The sequence below is a fragment of the Nonomuraea recticatena genome (genome assembly GCF_039533245.1).
Lineage (GTDB): Bacteria > Actinomycetota > Actinomycetes > Streptosporangiales > Streptosporangiaceae > Nonomuraea > Nonomuraea roseola.
This window is the reverse complement of the sequence record NZ_BAAATE010000019.1, coordinates 133,443-150,598: the sequence shown is the minus strand read 5'-3', so window position 1 is coordinate 150,598 and position 17,156 is coordinate 133,443. Positions and strand designations below refer to the sequence as shown.

The following is a 17,156-nucleotide window of genomic DNA, read 5'->3' as shown; positions in this document are numbered from 1 at the left end:
TTGCGCCTGGGCGCGAAAAATCTCAATCGCCTCGATCACGTGTTCGCCTAGCGTCTGACGGGAAACCCCTCGCGAAAGGCGACGACCATGGATCTCGACCTGGCCAACATCGAGAAGGCCGCGCGGGTGATCGACCCGCAGTTCCTCGACACCCCGCAGTACGTCGACGAGCTACTGGACCGCACCGTCACGGTGAAACTCGAGACCGCCAACCCCATACGCAGCTTCAAGGGCAGAGGCGCCGACTTCGCGCTGAGCGCCCTTGACCCCGGCACCCGGGTGGTCTGCGCGTCCTCGGGGAACTTCGGGCAGGCCGTCGCCTACGCGGGGCGGGCTCGCGGCATGCGGGTCCAGGTGTTCGTCCCTCGGACGATCAATCCGGGCAAGCAGGCCAGGATGGAGGCCTTCGGCGCCCGCGTCAGCCCGGCCGGCCCGGACGGCTCGGCCGCCCGCGCCGCCGCGGCCGCGTACGCCGCCGAGCATCCCGACGTCGTCTTCCTCAGAGACGGCTTCCAGCCGGCGATCGCGGAGGGGGCGGGCACCATCGGCGTGGAGCTGGCCGCGGGCCAGGCGTTCGACGCCGTCGTGCTCCCCGTCGGAGACGGCGCCCTCATCAGCGGTGTGGCGCGCTGGATCAAGGCGCACTCCCCCACCACCCGCGTCGTGGGGGTCAACGCCGCGGGCGCGCCCTCGATGCTGCGCAGCCTGGAAGCAGGGCATGCGGTCGCCATCGAGCGGGCCGACACCTTCGCCGAAGGGATCTCGGTGTGCCTCCCCATCGAGGAGTCCGTGCGGCGGGCGCGCGAACTCATCGACGAGATGGTGCTGGTGACCGACGAGGCCATCGCCGCCGCCATGGAGCGAGCGGCACGGACGCTGGGAGTGCTCCTCGAGCCCGCGGGCGCGGCGGGCCTGGCCGCGATCGCCACGGGACAGGTCGCAGGCGAGCGGCTGGCCACCGTGCTGACCGGCGCGAACCCCCGGCCCGAGCAGCTCGGAGAGCTCCTCGCCCGGCTCGCGCGCTGAGCGGGATGGAGCCTGCCGGCGTCAGATCCTGCTGCTGATGGTGCTCAGCAGCAGCCCGAACCCCCGCGTGGCAAGTCCCGGTGGCACGAAGCCGTTCATGCGTAAGACGTACTCGCTCTGCATCAGCGCCCTCGGACCCGACACCGCGAGGCTGTGCGAGGCGACCGTGGAGGCCAGGGCCGCCCGCCGCCTCCGCCTGGAGGAGTACGCGCCGACGACCGCGGCCGGATCGGGCGCGGCGTCCAGGCAGTCCAGAAGGGCCGCCACGTCCTCGAGCGCCTGGTTGGTGCCCTGCGCCATGACGGGCGGCATCCCGTGCGCCGCGTCACCGAGCAGCACGCACCGCCCGTCGCCCCAGCGGCGCGGCACCTTGTGCCTGGTGTGCGGGAACACCTCGGCGTCGCCGTCCGCCAGCGACGCCAGAACCTGCTCGACCTGCGGACCCCACCCGGCGAACCGCCGGCGCAGCATCTCCAGCGGTTTGTCCTCCTGCGGCGCTCCCGGCGACCACGGCACGTCGAAGAACCACTGCATGAGCCCGTCACCCGCGCCCATGTAGCCGAAGTCGCCCTGCCGGCCGACCATCAGCGTCGTGACCGGCCCGGGATCGAACGGGGCCGGTGTCAGTCCCTGCCAGATCGCCGTGCCGGTCATGGCCGCCGGTCCGTCACCCAGGACGAGGGCGCGCACCCGCGAGCGCACGCCGTCGGCTCCCACCAGGAAGTCGCCGCTGTACTCCTGACCCGTCGGCGTGCGCAGCCGTACTCCGTCACGGTCGGCCCGCAGTTCGGCGACCTCCGCGCCGAACTGCACGGTCCCCTCCGGCAGCCCGCTCTCCAGGAGGGTGATCAGCGATCCGCGCGGGATCACCCGCGCCGCCGACCCGAACCGTGCCGCCAGCGCTTCCAGGTCGAACTCCAGCACCTTGCGGCCGCTGCGCGTCCGCAGGCGCAACGTCGCCAGCCGCTGCCCCGTGCCGTCCAGGTCGACGCCCAGGTCCGCGAGGATGGCGGTGCCGTTGTACCAGAGGGTGACGGCCCCGCCCCCGAGGCGCAGCCCCTGCGCCCGCTCCAGCACCACCACCTCGTGCCCCGCGGCGATCAGGCCCCGCGCCGCGGCGAGCCCGCTGATCCCCGCCCCCACCACAAGCACGCGCACCGGCGGCCCCCTATCAACTCTACAAGCAGTAGTACTACACGTTATAGAGCAATTGGGTGTCGCCCACAAGATCCCGATCCGTACCACTCGCGGCGGCGAGCGAGGCCCGCGAGCTCGATCCGATCGGGTGGCCACCCGCGCTCGCCGGTGAGCGCGGCGTAGACGGCGACGTCCAGAGCGCCGCGTAGACGTCGACGGCCCCCTCCCCATCCGCCCCCTCGCGCAGGCCTCCCCGCGCGACCGCGTCTACGTGGCGTGGTGCTGGACCAGCCGGCTCAGCAGCCCGACCAGCTGCTCCCGTTCCGCCGGCGACAGCGGGGCGAGCACGTCGTCCTGGAGGGCCGACACGAGATGGTCGAGCCGGCTCAACTGCTCCCGCCCTTCCGCGGTCAGGGTGATGATGTTGCGCCGGCGGTCGGACAGGTCATTCTCCCGTCGCACCAGCCCACGTCCGGCCAGTTCGTTGATGACCGAGACCAGGTCACTGCGGTAGATGCCGGTGCGACGGCTCAGCGTGGCCTGGCTGGCCTGACCGGAGTCGTCCAGGGCGGCCAAGACGGCGTAGTGCCACTTGTGCGCGTCGGCGGCGGCCAGCCCCGCGCTCACCGACCGGTCGGCCTGCGCCGCCGCGATCGACAGCAGCCTGCTCGGGATCTGCCTCAGCCGCGCCGGAGTGGCCGGATCGTCGCCGAGGTGCCGCATGTCGCCGGTGCTCATGCCGTCGATCGTAGCGACTTGCGTTAGTCGCCCTAACGGTACCGGCGCCGCGCCGACGCTCGGGGCCATGACGATCCGCGGGGCGCCATCAACGGCGCTTGACCCTCCGTTGACGTCTTCCAGAAGAGCGCCCGGGACGCCGTCGCGCGGAGGGGCGCTCAGCGGAGGCGTCAGCCATGCGCCACGTCGCCGCCGAAGCGTGCCCATCCACCGGGCTCGTCACCAAAGTTCCAGGTCAGTCGGGGTAACGTCCTATATGTAGGACCCTGGAATGAGGTGGTGGCTTTGGGGCGACAGTTCCCACCCAACGAGACGATCTCCGCCTCGGATGAGGGAGACGACCAGGACGCGCTGCTCAAGGTCCTGACCGAGATGCTGCAGGAGATCGGCGCCCATACCGGTGCTATCTACCGCCTCTCTCCTGACGGCCAGGTGCTGGAGCTGGCGATGATGGAGGGGTTGCCGCGGGAGTTCGTCCAGCCGTGGGAGCGGGTGAGCCTGACCGCGCCGATCCCCGTGGCCGACGCGCTGCGGGACAAGCGGCTGGTGTGGGTGGGCAGCGAGGAGGACATGGTCCGCTGCTACCCGACGATCGCCGTCGCCCTGCCCTACGAGTTCTCCCTCGCGGCGGTCCCGCTGTCCACCCCCGCGGGCGACTACGGGGCGATGTTCATCGTCTGGTCCGGCTCCTATCCTCCGCCGCCCGCCCACACGCGTGAGCGCCTCACCGCCGCCGCGGCCGAACTGGCGGAGAAGCTGCAGGCCCTGGCCGGCAAGAGTCCGTCGAGGCGGCGCAGCGGCCGGCACGAGGCGGCGCCGCTCACCGATCCGGCGGAGATACTCGGGGCGATGGTGGCCCGCCTGCCCGAGGGGATCTGCACGCTGGACGTCAAAGGCCGCCTCACCTACATCAGCCCCAGGGGAGCCGCCCTGCTCGGCGAGTCGCCGCTGCGGCTGATCGGCGCCCAGCCCTGGACCGTGCTGCCGTGGCTGGACGACCCGGTGTACGAGGACCGCTACCGCAGGGCGATGATCAGCCAGCAGCCGTCCTCGTTCGTGGCGCTGTGCCCACCGGAGCGGTGGCTGGCCTTCGACCTGTACCCCTCGATCTCCGGCATCACCGTACGCATCAGCCCGGCTCCCGTGGAGACGGAGGCCGCTCCGGCCCACACGCTTCCGATCGACGTGGCGCTTCCCATCAGGACAGGGGCCATCTACCACGTCCTCCATCTGGCCAGCACGCTGACACAGGCCGCCGGCGTCCGGGATGTGGTGACCCTGGTCGCCGACCAGATCATGCCCGCGTTCGGCGCCCAGGCCGTGGCTCTGCTGGCGGCCGAGGAGGGACTGCTGCGCGTCGTCGGCCATCGGGGTTTCCCGCCCCACATCATCGAGCAGTACGGCCGGCTCACCCTGACCTCACCCACGCCGAGCATCAGGGCGATGGTCACCGGCGTGCCCAACTTCTTCGAATCGCATGACGAGCTGTACCAGATCTACCCGTCCGCCGTCGCCCCTGACGACGGCATGGCCGCATGGGCGCTGCTGCCCCTGATCGCCTCGGGCCGCCCCGTCGGCACGTGTGTGCTCGCCTTCCGCGAGCCGCACCCCTTCACCGTCGAGGACCGCGCCGTCCTGACCTCGCTGGGCGGCCTGATCGCGCAGGCGATGGAGCGCGCCCGGCTGTACGACGCCAAGTCGGAACTCGCTCGCGGCCTGCAGGAGGGCCTGCTCCCGCACGCCCTTCCGCGCATACCGGGGCTCGACGCGGCGGCCCGCTATCTGCCGGGCACCGAGGGCATGGACATCGGGGGCGACTTCTACGACCTCATCCGCCTGCCCGACGGAGCGGCCGCGGCCATCATCGGCGACGTCCAAGGGCACAACGTCACCGCCGCCGCCCTCATGGGCCAGCTCCGTACGGCGGTGCGCGCCTATGCCGCGGCCGGCGCCGACCCCGGCGAGGTGATGTACCGGACGAACCAGATGCTCACCGACCTCGATCCCGGCCTGTTCGCCAGTTGTGTCTACGTTCATCTCGACCTCCGGCGCTGCGAGGCGCGTCTCGCCCGGGCGGGTCATCCTGAGCCTCTCGTCCGGCATCCCAACGGCGACGTTGAGGTGATTCACGTCCCTGGGGGCCTCCTGCTCGGCATCGAACCCGAGACGGAGTACCCGTGCACGAACGTGCCGCTGGAGGTCGGCAGTCTCCTGGCGCTCTATACCGACGGCCTGATCGAGGTGCCGGGCATCGACATCGACGACGGCCTGGCGGCTCTTGGCACCAGGCTCGCGAGCGACGGCGACCAGCCGTTGAACGAGCTTGCGGAGAGCCTGATCAGGAACGTCGAGGAGGTCGGCCGTCGCAGCGACGACGTCGCCCTCCTCCTGCTGCGCCTGGCCGCCGAGCCGCTCCCGTAGGGCCGGCCTTTACAAAGTATGTCGCGAGCCGACGACTCCACGGAACCGTCACCGAGCCCGTTGCCGTAGCCGGCTCCTCGGGCGACTTCCCTTCCGGCGGAACCTAGTTGCCGAACTGCTTGGTCTCGGGACGCTCCACCATGAGCGCGTGCGCGGGCTCGTCGGCGACCGGGCGGTGGCGCGTCCCTCTGGGCACCACGAAGACGTCTCCAGCGCTCATCGGGACCGGCTCGCGCCCCTCGAGCTCGATGCGGAACGTGCCGTCCCAGCACAGGAACAGCTCGTCCTCGTCGTGGTGGTGCCACGGGAACTCGCCGTGGAAGCGAGCCACTCTGACCACGGCGTCGTTCACCTCGGCCAGCTGGCGTTGCTGCCACGGACCGGGCAACGTCGAGACGACCTCGGGCACGGACACCGGCATGCTGGTTTGAGTCTCCAACTTTCCTCCTCAAAGGGTTTCCGCCATCGTCCTTGATGCCTGGCGCGGGCCTCCAGATCCAATTCGGGAAAATTGGCCCATCGTTAGGGCCAATACTCCTCACGAACGATCCGTCCTCGCGGCGCCCCTCAGCTCGAGATCTCGCGACATCTCCCGCAGGTCTGGATATGGAACTGCCTTTACGTCTGCGCGGTGAACGCGATGGAACGATGGCCTATGTGCCGTCATGACCTCTACGGGGCAGATCCGGCCTCCCGCCGCTGCTTCGACATAGCGGGAATCGGGGGATTCCATGAGCAATCTGATAGCCATCGCCTATCCGGACGTCGCCACGGCGACCCGGGTGCGCGACCGACTGCTGGAGCTGCAGCGCGAAAGGCTCATCATCCTGGCCGACGCCGCGGTGGCGGAGAAGAAGCCGGACGGCAAGATCAAGCTGCACCAGCTCAACAGCACGACCAGCGGTGGCGCGGCGACGGGCACCCTGTGGGGCGGGCTGATCGGCATGCTGTTCCTGGCGCCGCTGCTGGGGATGGCGGTGGGAGCGGCGACAGGCGCGGCCGCGGGGGCGGCGACGGACGTCGGCGTCAACGACGCCTTCATGCGGGATCTGGGGCAGCGGCTCCAGCCCGGCGGGGCCGCGCTGTTCCTGCTGGTCACCCAGAGCACGCCGGACAAGGTGATCGTGGAGGTCGCCCCCTTCGGTGGGGAGATCATCCAGACCTCGCTGAGCGAGGAGGCGGAGGCCGACCTGCGGGAGGCCGTCCGCCACGTCCAGGCCGTCGCCGAGCAGTAGCGCGTCCATCTCCATTCCGATCGACCCGCCCAGGAGGCGTCGTGAGTACCAAGTACGGAGTCCACTCCGAGGTGGGCACGCTGCGACAGGTCATCGTGCACCGGCCCGATCTCAGCCTGAAGAGGCTCACCCCGGCCAACAAGGACGAGCTGCTCTACGACGATGTGCTGTGGGTGCGCCGCGCCCAGATGGAGCACGACGAGTTCGTGGAGGTGATGCGCGGCCGCGGCATCGAGGTGTTCCACCACCAGCAACTGCTCGCCGAGGCGCTGGAGGCCGCACCCGAGGCCAGGAGGCACGCGGTCGAGCGGACGGTCACCCATCTGACGGTGGGTCCGTCACTCGTCGACGAGGTCCGCGCCGAGCTCGCGTCATGGAGCGGGGACAAACTCGCCGAGCATCTGATCGGCGGGCTCACCAAGGAGGAGTTCGTCGCCGAGGCCCGGGCCAGCCGCGAGGACTTCGACACCCGATCCCTGGTCACCGCGATGGCCACGACCGGATCGTTCATCCTGCCGCCGCTCCCGAACTCCCTCTACCAGCGCGACCCTGCCGCCTGGCTGTACGGCGGGGTCTCACTCAACCCGCTCTACTACCACGCCCGCCGGCTGGAGACGATCAACCAGAGCATCATCTACCACTTCCATCCGATGTTCGCCGACGACGGCTTCGCCTACTGGTATCCGCCCATGGGCGACGACGGCACCTTCGACGAGGAGGACTTCGGCCGTGCCTCGCTGGAGGGCGGCGACATGATGCCCATCGGAAAGGGCGCCGTCGCCATCGGCGTGAGCGAGCGCACCAGCCCCATCATGATCGAGCACCTGGCCAGGGAGCTGTTCGACGCGGGGGCGGCCACCAGGGTGCTGGCGGTCAACATCCCTCCGCACCGCTCCTACATGCACCTCGACACCGTGTTCACGCTGCTGGACGTGGACAAGGCCACCGGCTACCCACCCGTGGTGGAGAACGCGGCGGTCTACTCGCTGCGGCCGGGCGACAAGGAGGGCACCGTGGACGTGCACCGCGAGCCGAGCCTGGCGGCCGCCTTCGAAGACGCGCTCGGCATCGGCAAGCTCGACATCATCCCCACCGGCGGGGACGACTACCAGCGGGCCAGGGAGCAGTGGGACAGCGGCAGCAACTTCGTCGCCCTGGAGCCTGGCGTCGTGGTGGGCTACCACAAGAACGAGTTCACCAACAGGAAGCTGCGCGAGCACGGCGTGGACGTCGTCGAGATCGAGGGCTTCGAGCTGGGCAAGGGCCGAGGCGGCGGGCACTGCATGACCTGCCCGATCCTGCGCGACCCCGTCTGAGGCCGGCCGTTTCGTCCATCGCGTGTAACTCCCCCTGCGACCAGCCGCCAGGCGTCCATCCAGGAGCACCACGATGACACACCCAGCACTGATCCTGTTCTTGGCGCTGTTCGGGCTCTACAGTCCGGTCGCCGCGCTGGCCTCCTACCTGCCGATCGTCCGCCCGTACGAGCACAGGGACGTCAACCGGCTGGCACTGGGGCTGGCGCTCAACGTCGCGGTCTTCGTGCTCGTCGCGCTGTGGGTGGGTGAGCCGTTGCTCAAGCTGCTCGGGATCAGCACCGCGGCGCTCACCGCCACCGGCGGCATCGCGCTCGCCTACGCCGCCATCCCGCTCATGCGCGGTCAGGCGGGGGCGGTCGAAGAGCTGGAGAAGCTCCAGCGCCAGGAGGAGCAGAGGGAACAGGGGGTCGCGACGCCGCCCGAGCCCGTCGCCGACATCAAGTCGATCCTGTTCACCCCGCTCACCTTCCCCCTGACCGTCGGCGGCACCACCTTCGCCTTCTGCGTCGCCGCCTCGGCGGCGGCGACAAGCATGCGGGAGAAGCTCGCCCTGTCTCTCGCGGTCGTGTGCTTCGCGGCGCTCACCGGCCTGACCCTGTACCTGTCCGGGCACGTCAAACGCCGCATCTCGCTGAAGGGGGCCATGCTCCTCGACCGCGTGGCCGGCATCCTCCTCACCGCCATCGCCGTCATCCTGCTGGCCAACGGTTTCACCGACCTGGTCACCGCGCGGCTGAACCAGTGAGGGGTCTAGTTCGCGATGGACACCAGCACGGCGCCGAGCAGGACGAGGATGAGGATCAGCGGGATGAGCAGGGCGCCCAGCAGCGCCAGCTGGTAGGCCAGTCCGTTCCACGGCTGCGGGGCAGGCCCGAGCGCGCCGGGCGAGAAGGACCACACCGGCGCGCGGTACTCCACGGCCACCGACTGCCCCTGCGCGACCCACACCTGGAGATCGGCGTTGCCGACCCGGGGCGGCAGGATGCCGGGGATGTGCACGTGGAGGTGGTAGGCGCCGGGCGCCACAGGGATCACGTTCTGCCCCCACCTGATCGGCACCGGGTATCCGTTCAGCGTGACCACGGGCTTGAAGAGGGCGAGGCCGAAGACGGCCCAGTGGTACTTCAGATCGAGCAGAAGGTGGTTCATGCCGGGGTCCTTCGGGCTGGGCGACTGGTTCGAACGGAGAACATTCTGGCCGTAGCCCATGAGGAAGGAGGCCCGATTCTTCCTGACGTCGGCTCGCCTGCCGGTCGTCAGGGGGAGCGCGGTCGACCGACCACGCGCTGTTCGCCGAGGCTGTCACGGCGCTGGACCGGCTCGCGAGGCCAGGCCGCCCGCACAGGTGGACCTGTCGGCCGACGCGATCGGTCTCCGGGGCGAGGGTCCGATCGCCTGCGAGCGGCGTCGGCGAGCTGACGTAAGATCCCCGCCATGGATCGCCCAAGTCTGCCCGGCAGCCTCCAGCTGCTGCTCTCCGACGACCCCGTCCTGGACCTGTACTCCTACGGCCCCTGGCGAGTCCCGGACGGCCTGTACGAGCAGGTGCGGGCGCGCGCCGTCGCGCTGAACGGCGATCCCGCGGCCGAGGCGCTCGCGGTGGAGCTTCCCGGCTTCTTCGCCGAGGACACCACCGTGATCGGCGCGGAGCTGTGGCACCTGCTGCAGTTCCTCGTCGGCTCGGTCGCGCTGTGCGGGGGCTCGGCCTGTGACCTCGCCTACGAGACGATGAGCGACTTCGTGGCCGAGCCGCGGCAGCCGAACCGCAGCTGGACGTGGTCGTCGGGCGACACACCCTTTCTTCCGCCCGCCTACTGGCTGATGGACGGCACCGGCGACGACCCGGAGCTGCGCGAGCTCGCGTTGGGGCTGGCGCGCCGGTGTCTGGACGTCTTCGCGGGCATCGAGCCGCTCGAGCCCCGGCGCAGGGCGCTGATCGCGCTGCACGACCTGCGCGCCGCGGATCCCGCCCTGGCCAAGGAGGATCGGGTCGCGCCCCTGGAGGCGCTGCCCGGGCTGTGGGCCGAGCGGGCCGGGCCCGAGCTGCTCGCCGTCCTGCCGGAGCTCCTGGGACCCGCCGGCTACCTGGACTGGGCCTGCTCGGGCTTCCTTGCCGCGCACACCCGCCTCATCGAACACGTGCCCGGCGCGACGAGTGCGGGACCGTTGCCTGGCACCGCCCTCACGTTCGAACACGAGGTGACGCTGGCCTGCCTGCTCGCGCAGGCCGAGGTCAGCGAGGTCCCCGCCGAGCTGGCGATGAGCCTGGGCCTGTCGAGGTACACCCAGGTGCAGGCGGGCTTCTCCCGGCTGCGCGAGGGATTCGACGCCGACACCTGGCACTCGCTGGTGCGGTCGTGGCTGGCGCGCGGGGTGCTGGCGGGCGAGGCCGAGGCCTGCCGCGCCTGGCTCGACATGGCGATCAGGGTCTCCGGCGCCGTCCAGGGGTTGCCGGGGCCGGCGGTGAACCCGGAAAGCTCGCTGCCGGTCACCGCGTTCCAGCGGGATCTGCGCGTGCTGTGCGCGCCGCGCAGGGCCGTCAACCCACTGCTGGCGAGGTACGTCGCCGATCAGCGCCCGCACACCGACCCCGCCGCCGAGCTGGTCGGTCAGCCGGAGCTGGCCGAGGCGCTCCGTGCCGTGGTCGAGGCCAGGTGGCGCGGCGACAGGAGACCGGCGCGGCTGCTGCTGGCGGGGCCTGACAGCACGGGACGCATGACGGCGGTCGACATCCTACGGCGCGCCCTGGCGGGGGCCGACGGCCCTCCCGAGGTGGTCTACATCTCCGACCAGGTGTTCGCCAGCATGAACGCCAGCGAGGCGGCGCTGCACCTGCTGTCGAGGACGAGGGGCCTGGCGGACGGCGACCTGCTGGTGTTGCAGGGGCTGGACCGGATCGGCGAGTACGGCCGCTGCGGGGCCGTGGCCCTCGAGGAGCTGCGGCGGGTGCTGCGGCAGCAACGACACCTGCACGTGGTCGCGACCTGCGCGGTGGGCGGCGACCTCGAGCTCGCGCGGGCCAACCCGGCGCTGCTCCACGAGTTCCGCGTCGCGCGCACCCGCGAGTTCACCGAGAACGAGCGGGCGGAGCTGTTCAGGCGGGCCGTCGCCCGTCGGGACGCGGTGGCCTTCGACGACGCGGCGGAGGCCGCCGCCCGCCTGGTGGGCCATCTCAACCTGCGCGGCGCCCGCCTCATGGAACACCTCGCGGAGCAGGCCGTCGCCTCGGCGCGCGGCCGGGGCTCGGTCAGGGTGAGCGGCGCCGACCTGCCCGCCACCCCCTTCCCGCAGGGCACCGGGCTGGACGCCTGCCTGGGCCTCGAGCCGGTCAAGGCGGAGCTCGCCCTCGTCATCGCCGAGGCGCGGGCGGCGAGGCTGCGGCGTGAGGCGGGGATGCCCTCGCCCGTGCGGGCGCCGCACCTGGTCTTCACCGGCCGTCCCGGCACCGGCAAGACCATGGTGGCGGGCCTTGTCGGCCGGATGTTCGCCGAGCTCGGGCTGCTCTCCTCCGGTCACCTGGTCACCGTCGACCGCGCCGACCTGGTGGGGCAGCACATCGGGGACGCCACGGTGAACGTACGGCGTGCCGTCGACCGCGCCCTCGGCGGCGTGCTGTGCGTCGAGGACGCGGGCAACCTCGCCCGTCCCGGCATCGACGTCGACAGGGCCCGCAGCCGCGACGTCGTCGACGCCCTGCTCGCCGCGGTCCGGGCGCACCGCGAGGACCTGGTGGTCGTCCTGTGCGGACCGGACGGGGCGATCAACGGTCTGCTGAAGTCCTCGCCGGAGCTGGCGGAGTACTTCCCGAAGGTGGTGCGCTTCCCCGACCTCACCGGCGACCAGGTGGTCGCCCTCTACGAGATCAAGGCGGCCGAGGCCGGGTTCACCCTTCGTGAGGGGGTTCTGGCCAAGGTGGGGAGCATCGTCCGATCGGCGCGGCCGGAGGCGGCGGGCGCCCGCCTCGCGCTGCGCCTGCTGGAGCGGTCGGTGGCCATGCAGTCACGCCGGGTGCTGGCCGACGGGGTGATCGACGGGGACGAGTCGCTGCACGAGATCCTCCCCGAGGACGTCCCCGGCACCGCCGCCGCCCGCGTGAGCACCGGCCCCTCCGACGACCCGCTCGCCGCGATCGACGCGCTGATCGGGCTCGAGCCGGTCAAGCGCGAGGTGCGGCTGCTGGCCGCCGAGGTCGAGGCCGACCGCCTGCGCAGGTCGGCGGGCCTGCCGATCACCTCCCCCACCAGGCACCTGGTGTTCACGGGCAACCCCGGCACGGCCAAGACGACCGTCGCCAGGCTCCTCGCCTCGGCGTACGCGCGGCTCGGCCTGCTGTCCTCCGGCCATCTGGTCGAGGTCTCCCACGCCGACCTGATCGCCGAGTACCTCGGCCAGACCGCGCCCAAGGTGCGCGCGGCGGTCGAAAGGGCGCTGGGCGGCGTGCTGTTCATCGACGAGGCGTACGCGCTCACGCCAGGCGGCTCGCACAACTCCTACGGCCCTGAGGCGATCGCCGAACTGCTGCGCCTGATGGAGGAGCACCGAGACGACCTGGTCGTGATCGCCGCCGGGTACGACAACAGGATGAAGGACTTCCTCGCGGCCAACCCCGGGCTGGCGTCGCGTTTCCCCACCACGGTGCGATTCCCCGACTACTCCGAGGACGAGCTCGTCGCGATCTTCGAGTCCATGGCCTCGGCCGCGGGTCTCGCCCTGTCCGGCGACGCGCGCGAGGAGGTCCGCCGCGCGCTGCGGGCGATTCCCCGAGGGGAGTCCTTCGGCAACGGCCGCGTCGTGCGCAACCTGCTCGACCGCGCGACGGCGCTCCAGGCCGAGCGCGTCCTGGCCCTGCCGAACCCGACGAGCGAGGAGATCAGGGCGCTGCTGCCCTCGGACATCGTGGCGAGCCCCTCGCACATCCCCGAGGAGGGCGGGACCGGCCAGTACCTGTGACCGCCACCCCGAACCGCGGGGCGACGGTTCCCTGTGAACCTCGGCCGGGTCGCTCACGTCGTCAGGCAGAGAGGAGTTGCGATGACGCGAGCATGGGTCGCCGTCCTGTCGGTCGCCGGCGCGCTGGCGGCGGGGTGCGGTGCCGGCGGGACACCGGGCCGTGACCCCCGGCTCAGCGGGCGCAGGCGCCCGCGCCTTCCCTCAGGTCGCGCCGCAGCGTATGGGCGTGCTGCAGGTACTCCTGGGCGAGAGTCGTGCGGCCCGCCGAGCGGTACAGCTCGCCGAGCGTCTGGAACGTGGCGGCCTCTCCACTCCTGTCACCGAGCTGCTGGAAGATCGCCAATGACCGCTCCAGCTGGTCGGAGCCGTGTGACCGGTCCCCGTTGACCGCCTGGAGGCCGCCGAGGTTGTGCATGGCGTAGGCCCCGCAGTGCCTGTCGCCCAGTGTCTCGAAGATGCCGAGCGCGTGCTCGTGCACGCGCATCGCCCTGTCGGACTCGGCGGCCAGGCCGTACAGGCGCCCCAGCTGCATGGACACGCAACCTTCACGATGGGCGTCGCCGAGCTCCTCGGCCAGCCGCAGCGCCTGCCCCAGCCACCTCGAGGCCTGGCCGAGGTCCTGGAGGGTCAGGTACACCCGTCCGATCGCCTGCCGGGCGTAGGCCTCGCCGCTCGTGTCGTCCATGGCGAGGAACATCGACAGCGCCTGCCTGAAGTAGCCGAGCGCCTTGAGCCGGTCGCCGGAGAACTGGCTGGCCGCTCCCAGCCCGCAGATCGAGATGGCCTCGCCGCGTCTGTCACCCAGCTCGTGGAAGATCGCGCGCGATCTCCTGAGCATCTCCTCCGCCTCGGCGTACCGGTCCTGGTACAGGCAGACCTGGGCCAGCCCCCGGAGCATGGAGGCCTCACCGTTGAGGTCGCCTGCCGTGCGCGCGGACTCCAGGGCGATCTGATGGGTGTGCCGCCACTCCTCGTACCGGCAGTGAAGGTCGAAGTAGGGGACGAGCGCCGCGGCCAGGCCCCATGAGGCCTGCGTCAGCCCGGCGTCGGCGGCCAGCCGTACGGCACCGACCAGCGACTCCCGCTCGGCGTCGAGCCACGAGAGAGGGTCGGCGGTCAGGAGTCCGAAGGTGTCTCCCTCGGGGTTCCACCGGGGCGCCGTCGGGGAGGTGAGGCTGAAGAGCGTGGTCGGCAGCCGCGCCGAGGCCTGCTCCGTGGCGCTCATCCACGCCCCGAGCACCCGGGTCAGCGCGTGACGCTCGACGTCGCCTCCGGCCTTCTCCCTGGCGTTGCAGCGGGCCAGGTCGTGCAGCCGGTAGCGGAGCTGGCCGATGGCGTCCGTTCCTGCCAGCCGCACGAGGTTCACGTCCACGAGGGCGTCCACCACGGTCTCGGTCCTGTGACGGTCCAGGACCGCGTCGACCACCCAGCCGGGCATGGAGAGCGGGCCCAGCAGGCCCAGCGTCCGGTAGGCCGTGGCCACGTCGTCGGGCAGCTGCCGGTAGGTGCGGTCGAAGGAGTCGCGTACCTCCAGGTCGCCGGCTCTCAGCTCGTCGAGCCTGTTCGCCTCGTCCTCCAGCCGCTGCCGCAGCGCGCTCAGCGGCCAGCCCGGCCGTCCCGCGAGCCTGGCCCCCGCGATCCTGACGGCGAGCGGCAGACAGCCGCAGGAGCGCACGATCATCGCGGCGGCCTCCCTCTCCTCCCGCAGCCGTTCGACGCCCACGATCTTCTCCAGGAGCTCCTCGGCCTCCGCGGGTGACAGGACGTCCAGGTCCAGCTGGAGCGCGCCGGGCAGCTCGATGATCCGCCGCCTGCTCGTCACGAGCACCGCGCAGCCGTTGCCCGGCAGCAGCGTCCGCACCTGGGCGGCGTCGGCGGCGTCGTCGAGGAAGACGAGCATGGGGCGTTCCGCCAGCAAGGAGCGGTACAGGGCGGAGCGTTCGTGCGTCGTGGGCGGCAGGTCCTTCTCGTCCGTCCCCAGCGCGCGTAACGCCTCCGCCAGGAGCTCGGCGGGGTCGGCGGGGGCATCCGCCGTACCGCCGAGGCTGAGGTAGAGCTGCCCCGCCGGATAGTCGGCCCGTACGGCGCGCGCGCAGTGCACGGCGAGCGCCGACTTGCCCACGCCGGGCGGCCCCACGACCACGGCGATCGTCGGCGGCCCCTCCGGCCGCCGTCCCGCCTTCGCCAGGGCCCGCGTCGTCGTGGCGACGGCGTCGGCTCGTCCGGTGAAGTCAGGGATGTCCGGCGGGAGCTGCTGGGGCGCGACGACGCTTCGTGCCGAGCGCGGCGGTGCGTGCTGGGGCGCGTTCGCGGCGGGCACGGCGGGCGGCGACTCTCCCGCGAGGACGGCGGCGTGCACCATGCGCAGGTCGGGCCCAGGCTCGACGCCGAGTTCGTCGACCAGCTGCCGCCTGACGGTCTTGTAGGCCTGCAGCGCCTCGGCCTGCCGTCCGCTGCCGTGCAGGGCGAGCATCAGCTGCCGCCAGAGATCCTCTCTGAAGGGGTGGACCGTGACCAGCTCCTTCAGGTCGCCGATCGCGGCCGCGTACTCGCCTCTCGCCATTCTCATGGCGGCCAGCTCCTCGGTGGCGGCGAACCGCGCCTCCGTGAGCGAGAGGAGCCTTTCGTCCCACAACGGGCTGGCTGGCAGATCGCCCAACGGTGTGCCCCGCCAGAGCGCGAGGGCCCCGCGCAGGTGCTCGGACGCCTCCTCGTCGTCGTCCGCCGCCCTCGCCCTGGCGATCAGGTCCTCGAACAGCAGCGCGTCGAGCTGCTCTGACTCCAGCTCGATCGCGTAGCCGGACGGCCTGGCCAGGATCTGCGCGCCGACCGCGGCGAGGGTGCCCCGTAAGGAGCTGACGTAGGTACGGAGGTTGGCCAGCGCGGACTGCGGGCGGCGCTGCGGCCACAGCACCTCCACGAGCACATCCGAGCTGACCACCCGGTTCGCGTCGAGCAGCAGCGAGGCCAGCAGGACCCGCGGCTTGGTGCCCGCGACGGGAAGTCTCCCCTCCGGCATCCGGACCAGCAACGAACCGAGAACGCTGAAGACAGGCTGATCAACCACCATGACGCAGGTACTCCTCAATGGAGGCTTGCAACTGGTTGCAGTGCGTACTGGAAGCTCTTTATACCGATTTCGGATGTTCTTTGTATGGATTCCTCGCACTCTTGAGCCGCAACACGAGCCTTTCGACAGCTCCACGGACAGCACATGGCGCGAGCCGGGTCTTCGCCTCTCGCGCCGCAGAAAGGATCCGCATGAGACTCAACGGGGTGCTCACAGCAGGATTGGTCCTGCTACCCGGCCTGCTCGGGTTCACCGGAGCGACGGCCGCGGCCGCCTCGAACCCACCGGCCAGCCCCACGCCGAGTCCCACGGCCACGCAGCCGAGTTCCACGGCCACGCCGGCCCCCTCGGCCGGCGAGGACAACGACCCGCCGAACGAGGCCACCGTGGCCGAGCGATCGGCCACGGTCATGGCGAGCACCAACTTCCAGCTCCCCTTCCCCTGCGGCCAGACCTGGGTCGGCAACAGCAGCGGGAGCAGCGCCCACAGGGCCTATGAGATCGACTTCAACCGGGGCAGCACGGCCGAGGCCGACCGCGGAGACCCCGTCGTGGCCGCCGCCGCCGGCACGGTGGTCATCTCCTCCCACCAGGGCTCGGCCAACGGCTTCGGCAACCTCGTCAAGATCGACCACGGCGGCGGTTGGACGACCTTCTACGCGCACCTGACCGTCCGTAGTGTCAGCGCGGGCGCCCGCGTCACCCAGGGCCAGCAGATCGGCACGGTCGGCAGGACCAGCAAGCCGGGCAACAACATCTCCTCCCACCTGCACTACGAGGTCCGTCAGGGCGAGGGTTACCCGGGCAACATCCGCAAGGCCGTCTTCAACGGAGCCACGTTCGGCTACCCGATCCAGACCCTCACGTCCAAGAACAAGTGCGGCGGCGGAGGCGGCGGCGCCACCAACCCGCACACCGCGCAGTCGGTCTGCGGCAGCGGCTACAAGGTGGTCGACTCCGCGGCGCTGGGCACGGCGGGCACCGTCTACCTGCTGTACAGCGCGGGCAGCGGCAAGAACTGCGTCGCCACGATCAAGAAGACCTCGCTCAGCAAGGCCACCGCCACCAGCGCCTATCTGGAGGTGCAGGGCAAGAGCCGCGTCACCGACAGCGGCAACTTCGCCTACTTCGCCGGCCCCGTGCAGGCCAGCGCGCCGGGCAAGTGCGTCAAGTGGGGCGGCAAGGCAGGCTCGGACGTCTACAACAGCCCCTTCGAGCACTGCGGCTGACGCGTGAGAACCCCCCAACCCTTCGAGGAGA

The 17,156-nt window shown here is 71.2% G+C and carries 12 protein-coding genes; 7 read left to right on the top strand and 5 right to left on the bottom strand.

All coding sequences use genetic code 11. The features are described 5' to 3' along the window. The first annotated feature begins 87 nt into the window (after nt 1–87). Nucleotides 88–1,026, top strand: a complete 939-nt coding sequence (locus ABFX50_RS30985; RefSeq protein WP_346151259.1) for a threonine ammonia-lyase — start codon at nt 88–90, stop codon at nt 1,024–1,026. A 21-nt stretch (nt 1,027–1,047) separates the two neighbouring features. Here the strand turns inward: ABFX50_RS30985 and ABFX50_RS30980 are convergent, their stop codons facing one another. Further along, complete coding sequence (locus tag ABFX50_RS30980; RefSeq protein WP_346151257.1) at nt 1,048–2,184, bottom strand: FAD-dependent oxidoreductase; 1,137 nt, start codon at nt 2,182–2,184, stop codon at nt 1,048–1,050. Nucleotides 2,185–2,430: 246 nt separating this feature from the next. Then, nucleotides 2,431–2,901: a MarR family winged helix-turn-helix transcriptional regulator gene (locus ABFX50_RS30975; protein WP_346151255.1), complete on the bottom strand. Its 471-nt coding sequence runs from the start codon at nt 2,899–2,901 to the stop codon at nt 2,431–2,433. Nucleotides 2,902–3,180: 279 nt separating this feature from the next. Between ABFX50_RS30975 and ABFX50_RS30970 the strand changes: the two genes are divergently transcribed. After that, entirely contained in the window at nt 3,181–5,322 is a 2,142-nt protein-coding gene (locus ABFX50_RS30970; protein WP_379504427.1) for a SpoIIE family protein phosphatase, read from the top strand. Nucleotides 5,323–5,425: 103 nt separating this feature from the next. Here ABFX50_RS30970 and ABFX50_RS30965 read toward each other — a convergent pair whose 3' ends face one another. After that, nucleotides 5,426–5,761, bottom strand: a complete 336-nt coding sequence (locus ABFX50_RS30965) for a cupin domain-containing protein (RefSeq protein WP_346151251.1) — start codon at nt 5,759–5,761, stop codon at nt 5,426–5,428. Nucleotides 5,762–6,053: 292 nt separating this feature from the next. Here ABFX50_RS30965 and ABFX50_RS30960 point away from each other — a divergent pair, with 292 nt between their 5' ends. The 3 genes from ABFX50_RS30960 (at nt 6,054) to ABFX50_RS30950 (ending at nt 8,621) form a co-directional block, all read left to right on the top strand. Beyond that, a complete protein-coding gene (locus tag ABFX50_RS30960) occupies nt 6,054–6,557 on the top strand; it encodes a DUF1269 domain-containing protein (RefSeq protein ID WP_346151250.1) in 504 nt (167 codons plus the stop codon). A gap of 41 nt (nt 6,558–6,598) precedes the next feature. Beyond that, nucleotides 6,599–7,873 carry an arginine deiminase gene (locus ABFX50_RS30955; RefSeq protein WP_346151249.1) on the top strand — a complete coding sequence of 425 codons (1,275 nt, stop codon included), beginning with the start codon at nt 6,599–6,601 and terminating at the stop codon, nt 7,871–7,873. A 73-nt stretch (nt 7,874–7,946) separates the two neighbouring features. Further along, nucleotides 7,947–8,621, top strand: coding sequence for a MarC family protein (locus ABFX50_RS30950; RefSeq protein ID WP_346151247.1), 675 nt, complete (start codon nt 7,947–7,949; stop codon nt 8,619–8,621). A gap of 5 nt (nt 8,622–8,626) precedes the next feature. On the opposite strand, the gene ABFX50_RS30945 is transcribed toward ABFX50_RS30950, so the two are convergent. Further along, nucleotides 8,627–9,025: a hypothetical protein gene (locus tag ABFX50_RS30945; protein ID WP_346151245.1), complete on the bottom strand. Its 399-nt coding sequence runs from the start codon at nt 9,023–9,025 to the stop codon at nt 8,627–8,629. A 285-nt stretch (nt 9,026–9,310) separates the two neighbouring features. On the opposite strand from ABFX50_RS30945, the gene ABFX50_RS30940 reads away from it, so the two are divergent. Then, on the top strand, nt 9,311–12,826 hold the full coding sequence (locus tag ABFX50_RS30940; RefSeq protein ID WP_346151243.1) for an AAA family ATPase: 3,516 nt from the start codon (nt 9,311–9,313) through the stop codon (nt 12,824–12,826). A gap of 172 nt (nt 12,827–12,998) precedes the next feature. On the opposite strand, the gene ABFX50_RS30935 is transcribed toward ABFX50_RS30940, so the two are convergent. Then, nucleotides 12,999–15,896, bottom strand: a complete 2,898-nt coding sequence (locus tag ABFX50_RS30935; RefSeq protein ID WP_346151241.1) for an AfsR/SARP family transcriptional regulator — start codon at nt 15,894–15,896, stop codon at nt 12,999–13,001. 191 nt (nt 15,897–16,087) lie between these two features. On the opposite strand from ABFX50_RS30935, the gene ABFX50_RS30930 reads away from it, so the two are divergent. Further along, nucleotides 16,088–17,125: a M23 family metallopeptidase gene (locus ABFX50_RS30930; RefSeq protein ID WP_346151239.1), complete on the top strand. Its 1,038-nt coding sequence runs from the start codon at nt 16,088–16,090 to the stop codon at nt 17,123–17,125. Nucleotides 17,126–17,156: the final 31 nt, after the last annotated feature.